The organism is Pseudomonas sp. AC193, assembly GCF_979258075.1.
This window is the reverse complement of sequence record NZ_OZ409832.1, coordinates 2304281-2325288: the sequence shown is the minus strand read 5'-3', so window position 1 is coordinate 2325288 and position 21008 is coordinate 2304281. Positions and strand designations below refer to the sequence as shown.

Genomic DNA, 21008 nt, shown 5'->3' with positions numbered 1-21008 from the left:
TTTTCCATGCAAACGCTTCCCCCTTTCAAACGCGTGGTCACCGGGCATGATGCCCACGGCCGCGCGGTCGTCGCCAGTCTCGGCGCAACCGCCAACGTCTTCGCACTGCAAGCGGTGCCAGGCACGGTGTTTCATGAAATATGGAACAGCAGCGGCAGTCCGGCACTGCTCGACAATGGCGATGATCCAACCCGCAAACCCTTACAGCTGAGTCCTGGCCCGCAGGGCAGCGTGATTCGCGTCGTCGACATTCCACCAGACAGCGTGCAGAACCAGGTCAGCGCTGCCGCTGCAGCAGCCGCATTTGCCGAGATTGGCCAGGCGCATGCCGGCACCGGCCAGGCGAACTCGCGGCACAAACTGATGCACCGCACCGAAACCCTTGATTACGGCATCGTCACCGAAGGCGAAGTCTGGCTAGTGCTCGACGATACGGAAGTCCACCTCAAGCGCGGCGATGTGGTGGTTCAACGCGGCACCAATCACGCGTGGAGCAACCGCACCGAGGCCATGGCGCGCATGGTGTTTATTCTGCTGGACGGGCGCTTTGCCGCTGAACTGCAGGACTGCCCGGGAGAAAAAGCATGAAGCTCGCAACCCTGAAAAACGGCAGCCGTGACGGCCAACTGGTGGTGGTTTCACGTGACATGTCCCGGGCTATTGACGCACGTTCGGTAGCGCCGACCTTGCAGCAAGCCATCGAAAACTGGGCTAAAGCCGAGCCGCGGTTGCAGGCCCTGGCGCGTGAACTTGAAAACCACGATTGCCGCGAGGCCTTTGCCTTCGACCCCGCGCAGGCAATGGCACCGTTGCCGCGTGCTTATCAATGGTGTGACGGTTCGGCGTTTCTCAGTCACGGCGCGCTGATGCAGAAGGCGTTCAACCTCGACCCGATCGAAGGCGCCGACCGCACGCCGTTGATGTACCAGGGCGCCGGTGATGACTTCATCGGTGCACACGATGACATCCAACTGCCGAGCGAAAGCCAGGGCATCGATTTCGAAGGCGAATTTGTCGTGCTGGTCGATGATGTGCCGATGGGCTGTTCGGCGGAAAACGCGTTGCAGCACATTAAACTGATCCTGCAGATCAACGATGTCAGCCTGCGTGCGCTGGCACCGCGGGAAATGCGCACCGGGTTCGGTTTCCTGCAAGCCAAACCGTCCTCCAGTTTTGCCCCGCTGGCGATTACCCCGGATGAACTCGGCGAAGCCTGGCGCGATGGCCGCGTCAATTTACCCCTGCAAGTGCAGTGGAACGGCGAGTGGTTTGGCCAGCCGCACGGCGCGCAGATGAACTTTCATTTTGGTGAGCTGATCGCCCACGCGGCCCTGACCCGTCGCCTGCGCGCCGGCACCCTGATCGGTTCCGGCACGGTGTCGAATGCCGAGCGCAACGTCGGCTCGGCGTGCATCGCCGAACGTCGGGCCATTGAGATGATCGAGCACGGCGCGCCGGTCACAGGCTTCATGCGTTTCGGTGATCGCGTGCGCATGGACGTCACCGGCAGCGATGGTCGGTCGCTGTTTGGTGCGATCGATCAACGCGTCGTCAAAGCCAACGGCTAAGGAACGCCCATGCGTGTACTGATTACCGGAGCCAATGGTTTTGTCGGCCGCGAACTGCTGCGTTGTCTGCTCGCGCGCGGCAGTTTGCGCGGGCAAGTCATTCGTTCGTTGCTGGTGCTGGACACTGACGTCCAAGGCTTGCCAGACGACCCGCGCCTGCGTCGGCACAGCGGCAGCGTGACGGATGCGGCGTTGATGCGCCGGGTCTTGGCCGATGGCATCGATGTGGTGTTTCACTTGGTCAGCATCCCCGGTGGGGCGGCGGAGGCGCATTACGAATCGGGTTATCAGGTCAACCTGCTGGCCAGCCTCGAACTGCTCGATCAACTGCGCAACAAGGCGCGCCCACCGGTGTTGGTATATGCCAGCAGCGTCGCGGTGTACGGCGCTGATCTGCCGGCGAAGATGAACGAGCAGGCTGAACTGCATCCGCAACTGTCGTACGGCACACACAAGATGATGGTCGAGCGTGCGCTGATTGATCTGGGTCGGCGCGCTGAAGTCGACAGCCGCGCGGTGCGCCTGCCGGGCATTGTCGCGCGCCCGCGCGAACCCAACGGCTTGCGCTCGGCCTTCATGAGTGACTTGATGCGTGCGTTTGCCGAGGGCATTGACTATTGCTGCCCGGTATCACCGCAAGCAACAGCGTGGTGGATGTCGGCCCGCTGTTGCGTGAACAACTTGATTCACGCCGCCGAACTGGATGACGCCGCCGCGCAACAGCGGGTCTGGCAACTGCCGGTGCTGCATTTGTCCATCGCCCAGGTTATCGATGCACTGGCGGTAACTTACGGCGAGCAACGCCGTGCGCTGATCAGTTTCGCCGCGGATCGTGACCTCGAAACCCTGTTCGGGCGCATGCCGCCCTTGAAAACCCCGCAGGCCCGCGCTGCCGGTTTCTGTCATGACGGCAACGTCGCCACGCTTATTCGCAACGCCCTCAACCCAGCCCCTTATCGGCATCTGCCGTTGAACGGAGACACGCCTCATGTCACAGCCCATCCAGCGTAAACGTCGTCTGGTCGATCTTTCGGTGACCCTCGATAACAACCCGTACACGGATCCACCGCCGCTGTTGCCGAAAATCGATTACATGGATCACCAGCAAGGCTGGCCGGAGATGGCGGCGATGTTTCCGGGCTTGCAGCTTGAGCAGATGCCCGGTAATGAATCGTGGGCCGCCGAGCGCTTGCAGATCACCACCCACAGCGGCACGCACATGGATGCGCCGTGGCATTACGCCTCGACCACCGATGGCGGCGAACCGGCATTTGGCATTGACGAGTTGCCGCTGGACTGGTGCTTGCAGCCGGGGGTCAAACTGGATTTTCGCCATTTGCCCGACGGTCACGTGGTCACGGCAGAAGAGGTCGAAGCGGAACTGGCGCGTATTGAGTACGCGTTGCAGCCGCTGGATATCGTGCTGGTCAACACACGCGCCGGGGCGTTGTTTGGCCAGCCGGGGTATCTCGATGCCGGCATCGGCATGGGGCGCGAAGCGACGATGTATCTGCTGGAGCGTGGCGTGCGCGTGGTCGGCACGGATGCCTGGAGCTGGGATGCACCGTTCAAATACACCCGTGAGCGTTTTGCTGCCAGCGGCGATGCCTCGATCATCTGGGAGGGGCATAAGGCCGGGCGCGATATCGGCTATGGGCAAATGGAAAAACTGGCCAACCTCGAATCCCTGCCAGCGAGCGGTTTCACCGTGTCGTGCTTTCCCTACAAGATCCGGCATGCGTCTGCAGGTTTTGTGCGCGCGGTCGCTATTTTCGAAGAGTGAGTTCCGGACACTCCTTCCACAACAATAAGAGAACACCGATGGCTCTATCGCGATTACCGCTGACGGCACTTTTTTGCGCCCTGGCTATGGCCAGCGGCGTGGCCCTGGCGGCCAGCCAACCGAATATTCTGCTGATTGTGGCGGACGATCTCGGCTACTCGGATCTGGGCAGCTATGGCGGCGAGATTCACACGCCCAGACTGGATGAACTGGCCCAACAGGGCGTGCAATTTACCAGCATGTACGCGGCGCCGACCTGTTCCATCACCCGCTCGATGTTGCTGTCCGGCACTGACAATCACCTTGTCGGGCTGGGCACCATGGCCGAAGCATTGCAACCGTTTCAACGCGGTAAACCGGGGTATGAAGGGTTCCTGAACGGGCGCGCCTACTCGGTTGCCGAACTGCTCCAAGCGGGCGGATACAACACGCTGATGGTCGGCAAATGGCACTTGGGTCTGGAAGCCGATCAAGGCCCGGATCGGCGTGGTTTCGAACAGTCGTTCACGTTGCTGGAAGGCGGGGCGACGCACTTCAAACCCGCCAGCGTTGCACCGGCGCCGTTGGAGCAAGTGCATTACCGTGAAAACGGCCAGTCGGTAGAGGTTCCCGAGACGTTCTACTCGACAGATTTTTACACCGACAAGCTGATTGGCTATCTGCAAAACACCCAACGTGAGGGCAAACCGTTTTTTGCCTATGCCGCCTACACGTCACCGCACTGGCCGTTGCAAGCGCCCAAGGAATACCTCGACAAATACCGCGGCCGCTTCGATCAGGGTTACGACACCGTGCGCTCGTCGCGCATTGAGCGGCTGAAAAAACTCGGCCTGGTGGACAAGGACTTTCAGCCAGCGCAACCGTTGCCTGTGAACCCACGGCTGCCCGGTTGGCAGCAACTCACGGCCGAGCAGCAGAAAATCGAAGCGCGCAAAATGGAGATCTACGCGGCAATGGTCGACAACCTCGATCACAACATTGGCCGGGTCATCGACTACCTGCGCCAAAGCGGCCAGTACGACAACACGGTGATCGTGTTCATGTCCGACAACGGCGCGGCGGCGGAAAACCACGCGCAGTTCTATCCACCCGGCGCGAACACGGATAACAGACTGGCCAATCTGGGCCAGCCCGGCTCGCAGATCGACTATGGTTTGCGCTGGGCGGAAGTCAGTGCCTCGCCTTTTCATTTGTTCAAGGGCACCACGGCCGAAGGCGGAATCAGTGTGCCGGCGATCATCCAACTGCCCAAGACACTGCGGCGTCAGGGTGTGGAAAGAGGCGTAGCGCGGGTGGATGATCTGGCACCGACATTCCTTGATTTGGCAGGCATCGCTTTGCCGAGCGAAGCGGACAAACATCCGATTACCGGCCGATCCATCCTGCCGATGCTCGAAGGCAAGGGCAGCCCTCATGACGCTGAGAGTCTGGCCGGAGAGCTGTTCGGCAACGCTTATTATCGTGAGGGCAATCTCAAATTGTTGGGCATGCGCCCGCCAGCAGGTTTCGGCGATAACACGCAGCCGCCGCAATGGCAGTTGTTTGATGTTGCCCAGGATCGTGGTGAAACCCATGACCTGGCGGCGGCTCAACCGCAGACGGTTCAACGGCTCAAAGCCGCGTGGCTCAAGTACGCCGAGCGGGTCGGCGTCGCTTTTCCGCCGCGCTAGCACGGCAGAGGCTTAACACAGTGGACGGCATTTGCCGCCGCCACTGTGTTGCGGCCATCAACTTGTCGGATTGCGCAGTCGCTCGATGATTCTGCGGGCACGATTGGCACCGACGTCGACATGAATATCAATCATCGGGCGCGTACCGAACCGGCACATGTTCTGGTACTGCGCTTCGATCACCACTTTGTCTTCATCGAACGTCAATCGCGTCTGATGCAGGACTTTGGCTGTGACGGCTTCGGGATCATGCTCAGGGTTGGTGGCCATGGTCCAGAAATAGTGGCTTGTGGTGTCGGTTTCCGGCGTCACACCGTGAAAACCACGCATATGGAAACCACCTCGATCCGGGTTGTGCAGATCGTCCGTGCCTGCGTCTATCGCGCCGGTCCGAGATGCGCAGGTGATTGAAGTGAAATTCGATCTCCTGCCAGCGGTCGATGTTGCCTTTGAACGGGTAGGCCGCGGTGTAGGTCGGCGGCGGAACGGAATCGGGCATGTGTCGAACCACGCGAACCATCGAGTCATCGCCGTCCACGCTCATCTGCGCGTTCATGTGAATGCTGGCGTTGCCGCCAATGGTGTGCAGATGGACGTAGCCCAGATGACTGAGATCCATGAGGTTGTCGTGGATGAGTTGATAGGGCGCGTCGTAGTGGTAGACATCACCGTCGAACAGGTACTTACCGCTGCTGTGCACGTCGTAGACCGGTGGCGCGAATGTCGGCTCTGGATGCTCTGCGCTGCCGAACCAGATCCAGATGATCTGATCCTGCTCTCGGACAGGGTAGGCAGGCACTTTGGCTTTGCTGGGGATCTTGTCCTGGCCCGGAATTTCGATGCATTTACCGCCGTCGTCAAACAACAAGCCGTGATAGCCGCAGCGCAAGCCACGTGCTTCCACTGTGCCGTTGGACAGCGGCAGTGCACGATGGCAGCAGCGGTCTTCAAGCGCGGCGACCTGGTTATCCGCCGTGCGGAAAAGCACCACCGGTTTATTCAGTAACGTGCGGCCAAGGGGCTGGTCTTTCAGTTCCCGGCTCAAGGCTGCGACGTACCATTGATCGAGCGGGAAACTTGGCGCATTGGCCGGGTCAATTTCGTGTGCAAGGGGTTGGGCAGCGGTCGTCATGATGTTCTCCGGCGAGCGGTCAAGGCTCGGTTCAGGTCAAAGGTCTCAATACCAGGCGGGGCGATTTGGCACGTGAGCAGCACGGCGTGAAACGGTCATTGGCCGCGTGTTCGGCGGCGGTCATGAACTGGTCGCGGTGATCGCCAATGCCTTCGAGCAAGCCCGTGACACAGGTGCCGCAGACGCCTTGCTCGCAGGATGATTCGATGGCAATCCCGGCCTCATCGAGCACTTCAAAAACAGTGCGATCGGCGGGGATGTAAAAAATTTGCCCCGTGCTCGCCAACTGAACTTCGAAAGGCCAATCAGCGCTTGCATCAACCGGTGCGGCGGCGAAGAACTCTCTGTGCACACGATCTTCGGGCCAGCCAGCGATCTGCGCGGTGTCGAGGATGAAATTCATGAAACCGGCCGGGCCACAGACGTAGAGGTGAGTCGCGCTGTCTGGCGCGGCGAGGAGGGCGCTTGCATCGAGTTTCTGTGCGGGCGATCCGCTGTCGTCATGCAAATGCACGTGGCTGGCGAACGGTGCTTGCCGCAGGTATTGGATAAACGCGGCGCGTTCGCTGGATCGAAAGCTGTAATGCAGCTCGAAATCCGTGCCTTGATGATGAAGTTCATGGGCCATTGCCAGCATCGGCGTAATGCCAATCCCGCCGCCAAACAGCAGGTGACGCTTGGCTGAATCAGCGAGTGGGAAGAGGTTGCGCGGCTCGCTGATACTGAGTGTCTGGCCCTCGCTGATGGTGTCGTGCATCGCGGTAGAACCGCCGCGGGAGGCGGGATCCTTCAACACACTGATCACGTAGCGATGACGCTCTTTGGAGTCATTGCACAGCGAGTATTGCCGGGTGAGGCCGCCGCCAATGTGGATGTCGATGTGAGCACCGGCGTTGAACGGTGGTAACGGGCGGCCGTCTGCTGCGCACAACTCGAAACTGCAAATACCCTCGGCCTCAACGACTTTGCGGGTGACGTTGACTTCAAGCATGACTTCTCCCTCCACATTGAAGTGGCTGCTGAAAAACGAATGGAAAAAAGGCTGCGAGCGAGTGACGAATCAGCCGGGCGCGAGGAAATAGCGAGGGTCGGTAATCACGGGTAAAAGGGAAGGGCACGACTGGCGGAGGTTCATAAGCAAGACCTGATAATTATTTTTTTGAGGTTGTGCTACGGCGTATCATGCGGCGCATTGTCCGCAATGGTTGGCTGAGTGAATCCTCAGATAAATTGGTTGCGGTGTCAACCAAATTGCCAGATCTTCGATCTACGGTGTTTTCTCGATGGCTACCGATACACAACTGAACCTGTCGCGTTATGTACCTGGCCTGGTGACATTCCTGGCGAACAAACTCGCCACCGGAGCCTCCCAGTGCTACCGCAAACACTTCGGCATCGGCGTGGTTGAATGGCGGATGCTGTCAATGCTGGCGGTTGAATCCGACATCACCGCCAATCGAATCTGCCAGGCGATCGGCCTCGACAAGAGCGCTGTCAGTCGTTCATTGCAAACGCTTGAAGCGGCGGGGCGGATCACCAGTCAGCTGGATCCCAAGGACGCGCGGCGTTACACCGTGCGATTGACGGCCAGCGGCAAGGAGCTGCATGACCGTGTGCTTAAAGTGGCGCTGGAGCGCGAGTCGCGTCTGCTCAGCGGATTGACCCCGGGCGAGGTCGACACGCTGGTTGACTTGCTTGGGCGCCTGCATCTGCAGGTGCCCAATGTGAACAGTTATGACCCGAGTGACGATCAAGTCTGACCACCGCTGGCACACGCAGCGAACGGTGGCTCGCATTTATATCGCAGGTTTCATATCGCGCTCGTTCCGCCCGGTGAACGTCAGCCAGAACAAAATAAACACCGCGATGGCGAAGGCTGCCGGAAACAGCCAGATGCTTCGCCAGTCGTGAACGCCCGCTGTCGAAAAGTGGTCGGTCACCTGACCCGCAACCCAGAATCCGATCAGCATGCCAAAGCCGTAGGTGGCCAGTGTAATGAGTCCCTGCGCGGAACTGCGAAAGCGCTCTGAGGCTTTGGCGTCGGTGTAGATTTGCCCTGAGACGAAAAAGAAGTCATAGCAGACGCCGTGCAAGGCGATGCCGGCCAGCAGCATCATGGCTTGATCACCGTTACTGCCATAGGCGAACAGCAAATACCGCAATGCCCACGCCGACATCCCGATCAACAGTGCGATTTTGATGCCGAAACGATGGATGAACAGCGGCAGCAGCAACATAAAAAGCACTTCGGACACCTGCCCGATGGCCATTTTTGCGGTGGGGTTTTCGACACCGATTTCAGACAGAAACGGATTGGCGTTCTGGTAGTAAAACGCCAGAGGAATACAGATCAGAATCGAGGCGATGAAGAAGATCAGGTAGCCTCGATCCTTCAGCAAACCTAGAGCCTCCACCCCCAGCAGCTGTTTGAGCCCACCGGTATTTTCACCGTGCTCGAGCGGCGCGGTCGCGGGCAAAGTGAAGCTGTAGACACCAAGGATCAACGAGGCGACGGCGGACATCAGAAACGTGTTGCGCAGCGCTCCGTCCGCGATGGCCTGTTGAGAGTCCCAGGCAAAGCCGAAGCTGATCACCAGCCCGGCGATAATCCAGCCGATCGTTCCCCAAACGCGAATCCGCGAAAACTCCAGCGCGGGATCTTTCATTTGCCTGAACGCGACGGCATTGACCAATGCCAGGGTCGGCATATAGACCATCATGTAGGCGAGGACGTAAGGGTAAAACGCGCTGAAATCATCAGCGAGATAGAGCCGGTAGAGCAGCGCGGCGCCCAGTAGATGCAGCACCGCCAAAATGCGTTCCGCGTTGAAAAAGCGGTCAGCAATCAGGCCAATCACGAACGGGGCGAAAATCGCTCCCCACGATTGCGTGGAGAAGGCCATGCCCACCTGACCGCCGCTGGCAGCCAGCGTCGTAGTGAGGAACGTCCCGAGGGTGACGAACCAGCCACCCCAGATAAAAAATTGCAGAAACATCATCGCGCTCAGTCGCGCGTTAATTCCAGGCATGTCAGTCACCCTATTATTCTTATTGGATAGACGTTATTGGATAGACGTCAGTGGCCAGCCGCTGTGGCGTCAGTCATCGCCCAGGCCGAGCAGTCGTCGGTTGGATTGCTGATCGGCCGTCACACGGGCGAAATCGTCGAAAGCCTTCTCGGTCTTTTTGATCATGTGTTGCTCTATGAATGCCGCGCCTTCTGCGGCGCCCTGGGCGGCGTCCTTCAGGCAGCATTCCCATTCCAGCACGGCCCAGCCGCTGAAATCGTATTGGGTCAATTTGCTGAAGATCGACTTGAAATCGATCTGGCCATCGCCCAGCGATCTGAATCTGCCGGGCCGATCCATCCAGCCCTGATACCCGCCGTACACGCCAGAGCGGGCGTCGGGACGGAACTCGGCATCCTTGACGTGGAACATGCGGATGCGCTCGTGATAGCGATCGATGAAACCCAAGTAGTCCATTTGTTGTAAAAGCAGATGGCTTGGATCGTAGAGAATCGCCGCGCGCGGGTGATGATTCACCGCTTCGAGAAAGCGTTCGAACGAGGCGCCGTCGTGCAGATCTTCCCCAGGATGGATCTCGTAGCAGAGATCAACGCCCGCTGCTTCAAAGCAATCGAGGATCGGTAACCAGCGCCGCGCCAACTCGGCAAACCCCTCATCGACAAGCCCGGCCGGGCGTTGTGGCCATGGGTACAGAAACGGCCAGAGCAGGGCGCCGGAGAATGTCGCGTGAGCCGTCAGGCCCAAGCGCTGACTGGCACGGGCGGCGAGTTTGAGCTGGGAAATTGCCCACTCTGTGCGAGCCTTGGGCTGGCCGCGTAAATGTTCAGGGGCGAAGTCGTCGAAGACGGCGTCGAACGCGGGATGCACGGCGACCAACTGGCCTTGCAGGTGCGTCGACAGTTCGCTGATCACCACGCCGGCTCGCGCACAGGTGGCGATGAGTTCGTCGCAGTAATCCTGACTCTCGGCTGCTCGCTCAAGGTCGATGAATTGCGTGCCGAGGGTCGGTATCTGGATCGCCTTGTAGCCTTGGGAGGCGGCCCATTGCGCGATCTCGGATAACGTATGGAACGGGCTCTCGCTGGACATGAACTGGGCGAGAAAAATACCCGGCCCGCGCATGCCTTTGGTCTGTCGCAACTCAGCGTTCATCTGAGGATTCTCCTGCGATGTAGGTGTCGGGGATTTCGCTCCACTTGGCGTCACCCCGATGGTTGGCGATGGCTGTCTCGATGAACGCCATGCCGCGTAAACCAACGTTGATTCCGGGAACGCCCGGCGCATCGTGGCCTGGCACTTTGTGCAAAATCGATTGCGCCAGTGCGCGATAAAGATTGGCCATCGCTTCGAGATAACCCTCCGGATGCCCGGCGGGCAGGCGCATCCGCGATAAGGCGTCGGCGCACAACCAGGGTTGCCCGACGCCTGAGCGCAACAGGCGGATCGGCTGGTCAATCGAGCGATGGATCAGGCTGGCCGGGTCTTCCTGGCGCCACTCCAGCCCGCCTTTATCACCGTAGAGGCGGATCTTCAGCGGGTTTTCCTCTCCCGCGCAGACCTGGCTGGCGATCAACACGCCGCTGGCGCCATCGGCCATTTTGAACAGCATCGAGGCGTCGTCATCCAGCTGACGGTTATCGAAGTGAGCGCTGAGCATTGCGCTGACGTACTGAATTTTCTGGCCGGCGACAAACTCCGCGAGAGAGAAGGCGTGAGTGCCGATATCACCGATGCAGCCACCGATGCCGGACTGCGCGGGATCATCTCGCCAGTCCGCCTGTTTATTGCCGCGTCCGGAGACATCTTCGCTGAGCCAGCCTTGAGGATATTCGACCAGCACCTTGCGCAGGCGGCCGATCACACCGCTGCGAACCATTTCGCGGGCCTGCCAGACCATCGCATAGCCGAGGTAAGTGTGAGCCAGCCCGTAGATTCGATCGCTGTGGATGACGTCGTGTCGGAGCGACTGCAGTTCAGCAAGATCCAGCGCAGCAGGTTTTTCACTGAACACATGGAAACCGGCGCGCAGCGCTTTACTGGCAATCGGTGCATGCAGATGGTTTGGCGTGACGATCACCAGCAATTCCATGCGCTGCTCAGGCGCAAGCACACTTTCGGCGTCGAGCATCGCCTGCCAGGTGTCATAGCAGCGCTGGGCAGGCACACCCAGTGCTGCAGCGGTGCGCTGGTTATTTTCAGGCGTGCGACTGAAGGCACCACAGACCAGCTCGAACTGGCCATCCAGGCGTGCCGCCTGCCGATGCGCCTGAGCAATGAAGGCGCCTTCACCGCCGCCGACAAAACCCATTCTTATTTTTCGACCTGCTGAACTCATGTCACTCGTCTCGGTGGGGTAATTGTTCACTATGCTTGAGTGGTGATGTAACCGGTTACATCTGCCCGGAAATTTAGGCTTCAATTCCGGCAGTGTCAAATCCTGCGACGATGTGGAGTGGACATTTCCGCCTGTCGCGACGTGCGGTAAGCTGCCGCACTCGATCTTCCGAACACGCGAGGCGTTTGTGTCAAATATCCGTGAGGTGGCTCGACTGGCAGGTGTATCCGTGGCGACGGTGTCCAGAACACTGAAATCACCGGAAAGGGTGCTCCCCGAAACCCGCGACAAGGTCAACGCTGCCGTCGAACAAGCCAACTACCGGCCGAACCTGATGGCCGTGCAGTTTCGCTCGCGAAAAACCGGCAACCTGGTGATCCTCGTTCCGGCAATCGCCAATACTTTTTTCGCACGGGTGATCAGTGGGGCGCAGAAGGCGGCGCAGGCGGCCGGGTATCGGCTGCTGCTTTGCGATACTCAAGGGCAAGAAGCCGTGGAGCGGCAATTCGCCGAACTGGTATATGCCCACCAGGCGGACGGCGTGATTCAACTGCGCGCGTTTGATCCCTTTGATACCGCGGCTTCGAGCGCGGATCTGCCGCCGATCGTCAATGCCTGCGAAGTCATCAGCGACGGGCGTCACGCCACCATCAGCCTGGATAATTTCGCGGCCGCCAAGGCAATGACGCAACACCTTATCGCGCTGGGACATCAGCGGATCGGACTGATCAAAGGCTCAAGAAGCAGTCCTCTGACACGCGACCGACTGGCCGGCTATCAGGCCGCTTTGCGCGAAGCCGGAATCGGTTTCGACGAGGAATTGGTCTGCCATGGCGACTTCACCCTGAATGCCGGGTTCGTCGGCGCCTCGAAAATGCTCACGATGGCCACGAAGCCAACTGCGCTTTTCTGTGAAAACGACGAGATGGCCATCGGCGCCTTGAAACGCATCAAGCAAGCGGGTTTGCGCGTGCCTGAGGACATTTCGTTGGTGGGCTTCGACGATATTCCGATGGCCGCCTACTGCGATCCACCCCTGACGACCATCTCGCAACCCGCTGAGGCGTTCGGTGAGAAAGCCGTGCAAATGCTGATCATGCTGATCGATAAAAAGCCGCTGCCCAAGCGCCACGTCGTGCTGCCGTTCGAGTTCACCGGCCGCGCCAGTTCAGGCCCTTGCGCGGCTAGCAAAACGCAGCCGGTTTAAGCAAGCTTCAAGCAATTTCACCGTGCCGGCGCACGTCGCCCAACGAATCGCGTTGCATCGACTGCAGGTTTTTCTCGATGGTTTCGCACAGCGCTTCCATCTGAATCTGATGCTCGCTATGACGAAACGGACTTTGCAGATCGGTGCCGATGCGCTCGATCGCCAGCAACATAAACCCGACCACGGTCGAGGCCAGCGGGGTGAACCAGCCCAGCGACTCCACCAGGCCCACCGGCACGATCAGGCAGAACAGCGAGATAAACAGCCGCGGAAAATACACATAAGGGTAGGGCAGCGGCGTATTCGCGATCCGCTCCATACCGCCCTGACTGTTCGACAGATCCACCAGCGTCGACTCCAGCCGCGCCAGACGAATGCTGTCCAGACGCCCGGCCTTGTATTCCCGCGCCAACAACGCAGCGGAGCCGGTGAGAATGTCGTTGGCGAAGTTATTGGTCGTGCCGCTGCGGGCGAATTCGTCAGCGGGAATAAACGCCCGGACTTCCTCAGGGCAAGGCAAACCTTGCAGATGCGCCGCCAAGCAATTCACGTAAGCAACGTGACGACGCAGCAGTGTCGACTTGACCGGATTCACCTCGGTGCCGGGATCATCCAGCAACGTCAGCACCTGCCGGGCAAAACTGCGCGAACTGTTGATCATCGAACCCCACAGCGTCCGCGCCTCCCACCAGCGGTTGTAAGCGCTGCTGTTACGAAAACTGATCAGCACGATCAATGCCGAGCCCAATAACGTCAGGGGCATCAGCGGCAAATTCAGCTTGGCGTTGAGAAACAACATGAAGTCGACCGTGACGGCGATGTCCCACAACAACAGCCAGAACAAGGCCCAGCCGACATAGCCCAGGGTCTTGATGATCAAACGGTATTTTTTGACGATGGCAGCTTTCAAACGGAAACCTCGTGGCGAGCGGGAAGCATTGATGCCTTAGCTCGGACGGTGTTTTCGCTGCAAGGTTCGATGAGGGCGGAGGGGGGCATGATAGATAGGGGTGCAGGAAGCCGGCTAATCGGCTCTGACACGTTTGAAGGAGATTGAAAGGTATCTTTTGATGAAACGGGCAATCGGCGTTTCGATTTTCTTGTTGATGAACCAGGACGCGGCAATCATCAGGATGATGGTGCCCCAGAACAGCAGGTGCGGGTTCACCGCCGGGTAAGCGATGTTGAAGATCATGAAGCCGATCATTTGATGGAGCAGGTAAAGCGGATACGTCAGCGCACCCAGCACCGTCCAGTTGCGCCGACTGATCGCAGGCGTTCGGTTGGTCGTGATCAAGTAGAACAGGATGAAAAACAGGCCGATCAGACCGCAGATGATCAGCGGGTTGTATTCAGTCGAGTATTTGGTTTCGATCGATTCGGCCCACACCAGCGCGGTAAAGCAGGCTAACGCCAACGCGCCCAGCAGTAGCAGAACCCGGGTTGTGTTAAAACCCTTGACCCACGCGAGGTAGAACGTGGCTCCGGCGATGAAGTAGGCGGCGTAATCAGTGATCAATAGCGAGCGTAGCTTTTCCAACACCAGTATTTCCGCTGTTGCAGAAACCAGCAGCCAGGCCACGAGGAACGGTTCGATTTTGTCTATTTTCTTCACGCTCAACAGGACGGAAATCATCAGGTAGAACTTTATTTCTACAAACAGTGACCAGTACACCCCATCGATCGGTTCTACATTCAGCATCTCGCTCAGAAAGGCCATGTTGATCAAATATTGGTATAGATCGGCCGAGAAGCGTGGCTGGCCGATGGCTAACGTGAACAAAAACGTAAGCGTGCAGCACACCCAGAACGCCGGGCAAAGGCGCACGACGCGGGAGATGAAAAATACGCTGAGGTTGTTGCTCGACGCGGTCATCAGAATGACGAACCCGCTGATCATGAAAAAAAGTTCGACGCCCAGGTAACCGTATTTGGCAGGCTCGGCCAACCAGGGATAGGGCATTGTTGACATGTCGCCTTTTGCATAGCCGCGAAACGCATAGTGAAAAATCACGACGGCGATAGCGGCGAGGAAGCGCAGCAAATCCAGTTCCTGCAGCCGTCGGTTGTTCATATAGGGCGCTCCAGACTTTTTCGCGCTGATTGAAACTGACGACTCTGGTCACTGACACTTGACCCCAGGCGAAAGCGATTGAAGCCGTGGCGATTCGTCCCCCGGTTTGATGAGACGGCTATGGACTGCGTTGCCACATGTGGATGTAGTCGATTTCGAAGGTGGAGGGCAGGTCAGCGTCATCGACGATGCCGAACCACTTCCACATCGCCTCACTGTCAAAGACGATCTCCATGGGGAAGAAGAAGTGGCTGTTCTTCGATTCCCGCACCAGCACACCATCGACGTACCAGCGCAGGGTGTCGGGTTGCCAGTCGAAGCCGTAGACATGAAAGTCCTCGGCCAGGCGCCATGGACTCAGCCAAATGCTGCCGTCGGCGATGTGTTCGCTGCTTTGCGGCGTGGCCCATAAGTGGGCGTTCATGTTGTACGAACGGTCGAGGGCGGCATTTTTGGTTTTGCCGCCGATTTCGAAAATGTCGATTTCGGTGGCGTTGTCCATCATGCCTGTCCACGCCAGCCAGAATGCGCTTGAGCCGGCGGAGTTCATCGGCTTGGCCCGTGCTTCGTAGTAACCGTAAAAACCGCGTTCAAGGGTGCGAACCATCGCTGAGGTGTAGTCCTTGAAACCGAGTTTGACGTACTTGTCGGGCAAGCTTTCTTTGCGGAAGACGATGTTCAGGTTGGCAACGTCACGTCGTTACCGGCGTCGACACCGTGTGGATCTCCCAGTTTTCCGCGATTCGCGTCCACATGAAGCGGTCTTCGCTGTAGCGCAGGCCAGCATCGCGCGATGTTTCAAGGCGAACGCTCCTGTTCGCCAGTCGCGTTATGTTTGATGATGTCCATGACGGCAGCGGTCATGATTGCCGTGGAAACACCGAACATAAGAATGCCATTAGCCGCCTCCAGCGGGCTGAGCAAGCGCCATTGCGGGCTCAGAACCACATCGCCATAGCCCAACGTGGAGAAGGTCACGCCAGAAAAATACAGCGCGCTGGTGAAGTCTTTGAACTCGCCTAGCAGCAGGAACAGCAAGGCCCACAGGGCCATTTGCACATAGTTGCCGATGAGCATCACCACCATGACCATCGACAACAAACGCACGTCATCTGTCTTGGAGTGGCACAGCTTCATCTTGCGCCGCTGCGACGCATAACGCCGCGCACACAGGGCCAGGAACACCGCCTGCAAAACCACGCAGAGCACGATCACCGGCAGGCCCACGAGGAAATTGATCAGCATGTGCGATCCTCTGTAGAGGTTGGGTTAGAGGCGTTGCGACGTTGCCGGCGATTATCAAGCAGATAAACCATCGCACAGGCATACAGCGTGACCAGAATGAACAGCCCCATGCGGATCGCGAAAGCGGTATAGACATCCTTGCCGGCGGCGCTGTCCTGCACCGACTGGCCGAGCAGAATGATCATGGTCATCAGGCTGTTGAGCCAGAAACCCGGCGTGTAGCGGCCAGGGCTCAGCCCATAGAGTTTTCGGGCCACTAGCAGCCCGAACAGCAGCATCCACAGGAAGAACATCCACAGATTGACGAACAGGCCCAGGGCGAACCAGAAGATAATCGCCAGCAGGCCGCCGAGCAGGGTTGAGCCGAGCAGTTCCCGCCCGGCAGATCGCGCGCTGGTAACGGTGCTCTGTTGGCCGAGGTTGACCGACTTCATGATGATCGGCATGTAGCTGGCCGGATCGATCAGCGCCAACAGGAAGGCAGGCATCACCACCAGCGCGGCGCGCAACGCCAGCCAGTTGACCTCATCTGCCGACAGGGTCGGTGCGGGGGCGGGTGGTCGTGTATCGATGGGATCCGGGAACAGCCAGTGGCTGATCGACACCGCCGTGAGCGCCAGCAGCATGCCTTTGACCAACGAGACCACCACCTGCAGGGCCAGGTCGAAGTCGGTGGCGCCGGCCGCGCTGATCATCGTCAAGCCGACCACCATGAAGGTCGCGACCAGCGCGCTGCCGCCTCGCATGCCATAGCGGAACACCAGAAACAGGCCCAGGCAAACCAGCATCACGCCGACCGCCGCGTAATACTGCAACAACGGTATCAGCAGCAAGCCGCTGCCGGTGGTGATCATCAGCACCAGGGCCAGGCCCAGGCTGGCCTTGAACGGCAGCGGTCGGTTCATCGCCGCCAGGATCGTCAGCGCCAGCATCGGTGCGATAAAAGGGATAGGCAGGGCCAGACCGAAGCTTGCGGCCAGGCAAAGCGCCGTGCCCGTGGCCAGTCGCAGGGCACGCCGGGCGCGGATCTGTTGCTCAGTAGGCATACGACATCCAGCTCATCACACGCAAAAACAGGCGACCGAGAACGTTTAGCGGATTGCCCTCGTTGGGAAACGCCATCACCTCGGCCTGGCCACCGACACGGATGCCACTGATATCGCTCAACTGGCCTGGCTCAAGCTCAATGATCACCGGAAAGCGCTGGGCCGGGCGCAGCCAGTCACGGCTGTTCTGCACCGTGGGCAAGGTGCCGGCTGGCGTGCTCTGACCCGTACTGACGCCATAACCGACGCTGCGCACATGGCCTTCGAATACGCTGCCGGGCAGTGCGTCCAGCACGATGCGCACCGGGGTGCCGGGCCTTACCTGCCCGAGGTTGTTCTCCGTCATATCCGCCGAGACCCACGCGTCGTGGATGGCGATCAAAGTCATCAAGGGCGCTCCAGCGGTGGCGAACTGGCCGACATCGGTGCGCAGGTCAGTGACCAGACCGTTGGAGCGGGCCCGCACGACGCTGTTGGCCAGATCCAGTTCGGCCTTGTCCACCGTGGCGATTGCGCTGAGCAACAGCGCATTTTTTTCGTCGCCGCCCCCTTGGGTTTCGCGGGCGCGTTCGACCTCTGCCCGCGCCGCCGCGACATGGGCGACGGCCGCATCCAGAGTGGAACGGGAAACCTCCAATCGACGCAGAGAGATGGTTCCGGCGTCTTCCTTGTATAAACGCTCAAGGCGTTGCAGATCCTGGCGGGACATGACTTCGTTAGCCTGGGCCGCTTTCAGCGACGCCGTCTTGGAGTCGATGCCAGCAGTGTTGGCGCCGATCTGCCTGCGGGTGGTCTGTAAGTCAGCACGCGCCCGGTCGACAGCGATCTGATATTGCTGCGGGTTCACCTCGAACAACACGTCGCCAGCCTTGACCTCCTGGTTGTTGCGCACGTTGACCTTGGTGACCCGGCCTGCGACTTCCGCCGCCACCGGAACCACAAACGTCTGTACCCGTGCCTGCTGCGTATAAGGTGTGTAGCGGTCGGCCATCAGGTACCAGACCAGGCTCAGGAGAATGAGCGCGGCAACAGCGCTGACAGCTTTTTTTGCCGGATCCGCCGCAGGCGCGGGCACGGCTTGTTCTTTCTCGTTTTGGCGGTCACTCAATTGACACCTTCCTTCCCTTCATCAAGCAAGTTGCCCCAGTCGGTGCGTTGTTCCATCTGTTGGCGGGTGGCGGGATCGATCAGCGGACGGTCGCTGTACCAACCGCCGCCGACGGCCTTGTACAGCGCGATCAGGCTGTTGATGGCCGTGTTGCGATTGACCAGGTAGTTATCCTGTTGGGCGAAGAGGGCGGCCTGGGCATCGAGTACCCGCTGGAAATCCGAATAGCCTTCGCGGTACTGGGTATTGGCCAGAGATACCGAACGCCTGGCTGCAATCGACGCTTCGCTGAGGATCCGGTCGCGCTCCAGCGCCTTGATCAGGCCGGTCGCCGCATCGTCGGCCTCGCGCGCCGCCTGGCGAACGCTGTCCTGATAGACGACGATCAACTGCTGCAGACGGGCATCCTGAACACGCACGTTGTTGGTGATCTGGCCATGGTCAAACACGTTCCAGCGCAGGCTAGGGCCGCCGATCAGATCCAATGTATTGGACGTGCCGTCCAGGGAATTCGCGAACCAGACGATGCTGCCGAACAGGCTGATAGAAGGATAAAGGTCGGCCTCGGCGACACCGATCAGCGCCGACTGGGCCGCGACCTGGGCTTCTGCGCTACGGACATCCGGACGACGCAATAACAGGTCAACCGGCACGTCTTGCAGCACAGCACGATCAACCAAAGGCACCACGCCAGTGTTGGTCTGCAGTTCAGCCATTGCGCCCGGCGGGCGACCGATCAGGGTGGCCAAGGCATTGCGTGTGCTGGCGACTTGCGCTTCGAAATCGGGAATGGTGCTGAGGGTCGCGAGGTACTGGGTTTTGGCCTGTTGCAGATCAAGTTCGGCATTGTTGCCGCTGAGAAACAGGCGCTCGGTAATCTCATAGCTGCGCTTCTGCAGTGTGGCGTTGTTCTTTGCGATCAGCAGGCGCGCCTCGGCGGTACGCAGTGCGTAGTAGGTCTGCGCCACTTGCGCGTGCAGCAGCACCAGCGCGTTTTCATAGTTGCTCTGCGCGGCGAACCAGGCCGCATCAGCCGACTCGATGGCGCGGCTGAACCGGCCCCAGAAATCCAGTTCCCAGCCGACGTCGAACCCCGCACTGTGTTGCCACAGATGGCTGTCCTGCGGATTGTCACCGCCCCATTGGCGACGTTTGACATAGGCGCTGTCGGCGCTGACCTGTTGCACTTGCGGGTAGCGACCACTTAGCGCGATGCCCAACTGTGCGCGCGCCTCCATCACCCGCAGGCCGGCCACTTCGAGGTCGGCATTGTGCGCGTCCGCCTCGGCGATCAGGTGGTCGAGCACCGGGTCGGTAAACACGTGCCACCACTGCCGGCTATCGGGTTGCGTCTGTTGCTGGCTGGCCAGCGCCAAGGCCGGCGTATTCCAGTGCTCAACCCAAGGTTGGGTCGGTGACTGGAAGTCCGGGCCAAGACGCACACAACCACTCAGGCCCACGGCGGCACACAGCAGTAACCGGCTCATGCGGGCAGGAGATGCCTTCAAGCGCATGCGCCTCAGACCAGCGGGAGCTCGTTCGCTGACCCACGTTGCGGTGGCTCAACGCTCAATAGTTCATCCAGAACCTCGATGTGCGGCTGGTCGTCGATCCACTGCCAGAACAGTTGATAGGCGACCGCCAGCATCACCGGCCCAATGAACAGACCGATAAACCCGCCGCTGACCATACCGCCCAGCGCACCGATCAGAATCACCGGCATCGGCACATCGACGCCGCGGCCGAGCATCAATGGCTTGAGGACGTTGTCGGACATCCCGGCGATCAGGCTGTAAATGCAAAACACGACGGTACCGAGCGTGGTGCCGTCAGTGGCAAAGACATAGGCGATTACCGGCACCGTCACGAGGATTACCGGCAACTGCATGATCCCCATCAACAGCGCAACCATGGCGAGCAGCCCGGCACCGGGCACTCCCATAAGCACGAAGCCGACGCCCACCAGCAGCATCTGGATAAAGGCGATACCCACCACGCCCTGAGCTACCGCGCGGATGGTCGCGGTGCACAGTGTCGCAATGCGCCGGCCGCGTTCCGGGCCGGAAAGGCGGGTGGCGATGGCGATGGCGCTGCGTTCGCCGTTGTCGCCGTAGGCCATCAGCACACCGGCGATGATCAGGGCACCGATAAACAACAGAAAGCCCACGCCAACCCCAGCCATCTTGCCCAGCAAGGTCAAGCCGATCGTTTTGATGTACGGCATCAACTTCATCACCACGCTGCTCATGTCGGTCGCCGACTGCAACCAGAAGGCATAGAGCCGTTCGCCAATGAGCGGCAAGGTGGCAATTTTTTCGTTGGGCAGCGGAATGGTCACGGTGTCGGACTTGAGAATTGCCAGGGCGCCTTCGACCGATTCAGTGATTGAGGTGCCCAGCAGATAAATCGGCACCATCAGCAAGGCCAGGGCGACCACGACGATCAGCGTCGCGGCGCGGCCATCTTTATTGCCCAATTTGCGCTTAAGCAGGGTGTGCAGCGGGTACAGGGTGATCGCCAGGATCACTGCCCAAAGCATCAGGTTGAGGAAGGGTTCAAAGATCTGAAAGCAGAACAGCACCAGTACCGTGATCAGTCCGGCGCGAATCAACACATCGAGCAAACCACCGGATAGCGCCCTTGCAGAAATGTTTGTGTTTAACATTGCCTAATCCCTTGCTGTTCGTCGCGTGGAGGCAGTATAGACGCTGATTTTTCGAAGGTTGGGCGATCAGAAAACCATCCCCATGACCGCAGATTTATAACCGTCGGGGGGATCGCTTGAGTGTTTTTTTAAAGGAATACCGGAGA

General features: G+C 59.5%; 19 protein-coding genes and 1 pseudogene. 7 read left to right on the top strand and 13 right to left on the bottom strand.

The annotated features are described in order from the left end of the window. Positions 1-6: 6 nt before the first annotated feature. Genes ACZZ0D_RS10645 through ACZZ0D_RS10625 form a run of 5 tightly spaced genes read left to right on the top strand, consistent with a single transcriptional unit; the run spans position 7 to position 5021 of the window. Positions 7-588, top strand: a complete 582-nt coding sequence (locus tag ACZZ0D_RS10645) for a cupin domain-containing protein (protein WP_401237884.1) — start codon at positions 7-9, stop codon at positions 586-588. Next, on the top strand, positions 585-1568 hold the full coding sequence (locus tag ACZZ0D_RS10640; RefSeq protein WP_463553175.1) for a fumarylacetoacetate hydrolase family protein: 984 nt from the start codon (positions 585-587) through the stop codon (positions 1566-1568). The genes ACZZ0D_RS10645 and ACZZ0D_RS10640 overlap by 4 nt, the downstream gene beginning before the upstream one ends. 9 nt (positions 1569-1577) lie before the next feature. Beyond that, the gene (locus ACZZ0D_RS10635) at positions 1578-2579 is read left to right on the top strand and encodes an NAD-dependent epimerase/dehydratase family protein (protein ID WP_463553174.1); all 1002 of its coding nucleotides are present in this window, start codon (positions 1578-1580) and stop codon (positions 2577-2579) included. Continuing rightward, a complete protein-coding gene (locus tag ACZZ0D_RS10630) occupies positions 2557-3351 on the top strand; it encodes a cyclase family protein (RefSeq protein WP_064390111.1) in 795 nt (264 codons plus the stop codon). Before ACZZ0D_RS10635 ends, ACZZ0D_RS10630 begins: the two co-directional genes overlap by 23 nt. A gap of 38 nt (positions 3352-3389) precedes the next feature. Then, positions 3390-5021 carry an arylsulfatase gene (locus tag ACZZ0D_RS10625; protein WP_463553173.1) on the top strand — a complete coding sequence of 544 codons (1632 nt, stop codon included), beginning with the start codon at positions 3390-3392 and terminating at the stop codon, positions 5019-5021. 57 nt (positions 5022-5078) lie between these two features. Here the strand turns inward: ACZZ0D_RS10625 and ACZZ0D_RS10620 are convergent. Together ACZZ0D_RS10620 and ACZZ0D_RS10615 are read right to left on the bottom strand one after the other, a co-directional pair. Continuing rightward, positions 5079-6153: pseudogene (locus ACZZ0D_RS10620) on the bottom strand (Rieske 2Fe-2S domain-containing protein). Between the two features lie 31 nt (positions 6154-6184). Next, positions 6185-7144 (bottom strand): PDR/VanB family oxidoreductase, encoded by a 960-nt coding sequence (locus ACZZ0D_RS10615; RefSeq protein WP_463553172.1) that lies wholly within the window; start codon positions 7142-7144, stop codon positions 6185-6187. Between the two features lie 292 nt (positions 7145-7436). Between ACZZ0D_RS10615 and ACZZ0D_RS10610 the strand changes: the two genes are divergently transcribed. Next, on the top strand, positions 7437-7913 hold the full coding sequence (locus ACZZ0D_RS10610) for a MarR family winged helix-turn-helix transcriptional regulator (RefSeq protein WP_400748239.1): 477 nt from the start codon (positions 7437-7439) through the stop codon (positions 7911-7913). Positions 7914-7949: 36 nt separating this feature from the next. Here the strand turns inward: ACZZ0D_RS10610 and ACZZ0D_RS10605 are convergent, their stop codons facing one another. The 3 genes from ACZZ0D_RS10605 to ACZZ0D_RS10595 form a co-directional block, all read right to left on the bottom strand. Beyond that, the gene (locus tag ACZZ0D_RS10605; RefSeq protein WP_401237895.1) at positions 7950-9182 is read right to left on the bottom strand and encodes a nucleoside permease; all 1233 of its coding nucleotides are present in this window, start codon (positions 9180-9182) and stop codon (positions 7950-7952) included. A gap of 69 nt (positions 9183-9251) precedes the next feature. Beyond that, complete coding sequence (locus ACZZ0D_RS10600; protein WP_463554794.1) at positions 9252-10304, bottom strand: sugar phosphate isomerase/epimerase family protein; 1053 nt, start codon at positions 10302-10304, stop codon at positions 9252-9254. Between the two features lie 19 nt (positions 10305-10323). Further along, positions 10324-11517 (bottom strand): Gfo/Idh/MocA family protein, encoded by a 1194-nt coding sequence (locus ACZZ0D_RS10595; protein WP_463553171.1) that lies wholly within the window; start codon positions 11515-11517, stop codon positions 10324-10326. 187 nt (positions 11518-11704) lie between these two features. Between ACZZ0D_RS10595 and ACZZ0D_RS10590 the strand changes: the two genes are divergently transcribed. Continuing rightward, positions 11705-12724: a LacI family DNA-binding transcriptional regulator gene (locus ACZZ0D_RS10590; protein ID WP_463553170.1), complete on the top strand. Its 1020-nt coding sequence runs from the start codon at positions 11705-11707 to the stop codon at positions 12722-12724. Between the two features lie 7 nt (positions 12725-12731). Here the strand turns inward: ACZZ0D_RS10590 and ACZZ0D_RS10585 are convergent, their stop codons facing one another. The 8 genes from ACZZ0D_RS10585 to ACZZ0D_RS10550 form a co-directional block, all read right to left on the bottom strand. Next, on the bottom strand, positions 12732-13634 hold the full coding sequence (locus tag ACZZ0D_RS10585) for a bestrophin family protein (RefSeq protein ID WP_053120153.1): 903 nt from the start codon (positions 13632-13634) through the stop codon (positions 12732-12734). Positions 13635-13748: 114 nt separating this feature from the next. Beyond that, positions 13749-14768: an acyltransferase family protein gene (locus ACZZ0D_RS10580; RefSeq protein WP_463553169.1), complete on the bottom strand. Its 1020-nt coding sequence runs from the start codon at positions 14766-14768 to the stop codon at positions 13749-13751. Between the two features lie 148 nt (positions 14769-14916). After that, positions 14917-15453 (bottom strand): family 16 glycosylhydrolase, encoded by a 537-nt coding sequence (locus ACZZ0D_RS10575; RefSeq protein WP_463553168.1) that lies wholly within the window; start codon positions 15451-15453, stop codon positions 14917-14919. A 143-nt stretch (positions 15454-15596) separates the two neighbouring features. Next, entirely contained in the window at positions 15597-16043 is a 447-nt protein-coding gene (locus ACZZ0D_RS10570; protein ID WP_401237903.1) for a potassium channel family protein, read from the bottom strand. After that, the gene (locus tag ACZZ0D_RS10565) at positions 16037-17089 is read right to left on the bottom strand and encodes a DUF2955 domain-containing protein (protein ID WP_463553167.1); all 1053 of its coding nucleotides are present in this window, start codon (positions 17087-17089) and stop codon (positions 16037-16039) included. Before ACZZ0D_RS10565 ends, ACZZ0D_RS10570 begins: the two co-directional genes overlap by 7 nt. Further along, positions 17079-18197 (bottom strand): HlyD family secretion protein, encoded by a 1119-nt coding sequence (locus ACZZ0D_RS10560; protein WP_256671820.1) that lies wholly within the window; start codon positions 18195-18197, stop codon positions 17079-17081. The genes ACZZ0D_RS10565 and ACZZ0D_RS10560 overlap by 11 nt, the downstream gene beginning before the upstream one ends. Beyond that, on the bottom strand, positions 18194-19684 hold the full coding sequence (locus ACZZ0D_RS10555; protein ID WP_463553166.1) for an efflux transporter outer membrane subunit: 1491 nt from the start codon (positions 19682-19684) through the stop codon (positions 18194-18196). Before ACZZ0D_RS10555 ends, ACZZ0D_RS10560 begins: the two co-directional genes overlap by 4 nt. 32 nt (positions 19685-19716) lie before the next feature. Next, complete coding sequence (locus ACZZ0D_RS10550; RefSeq protein ID WP_463553165.1) at positions 19717-20862, bottom strand: AI-2E family transporter; 1146 nt, start codon at positions 20860-20862, stop codon at positions 19717-19719. Between the last annotated feature and the right edge of the window lie 146 nt (positions 20863-21008).

Excerpts from the sequence above, each read along its gene's own strand:
- ACZZ0D_RS10625 (WP_463553173.1), top strand. The coding sequence starts at position 3,390 with ATGGCTCTATCGCGATTACCGCTGACGGCACTTTTTTGCGCCCTGGCT.
- ACZZ0D_RS10600 (WP_463554794.1), bottom strand. The coding sequence starts at position 10,304 with ATGCGCGGGCCGGGTATTTTTCTCGCCCAGTTCATGTCCAGCGAGAGC.
- ACZZ0D_RS10645 (WP_401237884.1), top strand. The coding sequence starts at position 7 with ATGCAAACGCTTCCCCCTTTCAAACGCGTGGTCACCGGGCATGATGCC.
- ACZZ0D_RS10635 (WP_463553174.1), top strand. The coding sequence starts at position 1,578 with ATGCGTGTACTGATTACCGGAGCCAATGGTTTTGTCGGCCGCGAACTG.
- ACZZ0D_RS10570 (WP_401237903.1), bottom strand. The coding sequence starts at position 16,043 with ATGCTGATCAATTTCCTCGTGGGCCTGCCGGTGATCGTGCTCTGCGTG.
- ACZZ0D_RS10630 (WP_064390111.1), top strand. The coding sequence starts at position 2,557 with ATGTCACAGCCCATCCAGCGTAAACGTCGTCTGGTCGATCTTTCGGTG.
- ACZZ0D_RS10615 (WP_463553172.1), bottom strand. The coding sequence starts at position 7,144 with ATGCTTGAAGTCAACGTCACCCGCAAAGTCGTTGAGGCCGAGGGTATT.
- ACZZ0D_RS10605 (WP_401237895.1), bottom strand. The coding sequence starts at position 9,182 with ATGCCTGGAATTAACGCGCGACTGAGCGCGATGATGTTTCTGCAATTT.
- ACZZ0D_RS10565 (WP_463553167.1), bottom strand. The coding sequence starts at position 17,089 with ATGCCTACTGAGCAACAGATCCGCGCCCGGCGTGCCCTGCGACTGGCC.
- ACZZ0D_RS10610 (WP_400748239.1), top strand. The coding sequence starts at position 7,437 with ATGGCTACCGATACACAACTGAACCTGTCGCGTTATGTACCTGGCCTG.
- ACZZ0D_RS10550 (WP_463553165.1), bottom strand. The coding sequence starts at position 20,862 with ATGTTAAACACAAACATTTCTGCAAGGGCGCTATCCGGTGGTTTGCTC.
- ACZZ0D_RS10640 (WP_463553175.1), top strand. The coding sequence starts at position 585 with ATGAAGCTCGCAACCCTGAAAAACGGCAGCCGTGACGGCCAACTGGTG.
- ACZZ0D_RS10595 (WP_463553171.1), bottom strand. The coding sequence starts at position 11,517 with ATGAGTTCAGCAGGTCGAAAAATAAGAATGGGTTTTGTCGGCGGCGGT.
- ACZZ0D_RS10555 (WP_463553166.1), bottom strand. The coding sequence starts at position 19,684 with ATGAGCCGGTTACTGCTGTGTGCCGCCGTGGGCCTGAGTGGTTGTGTG.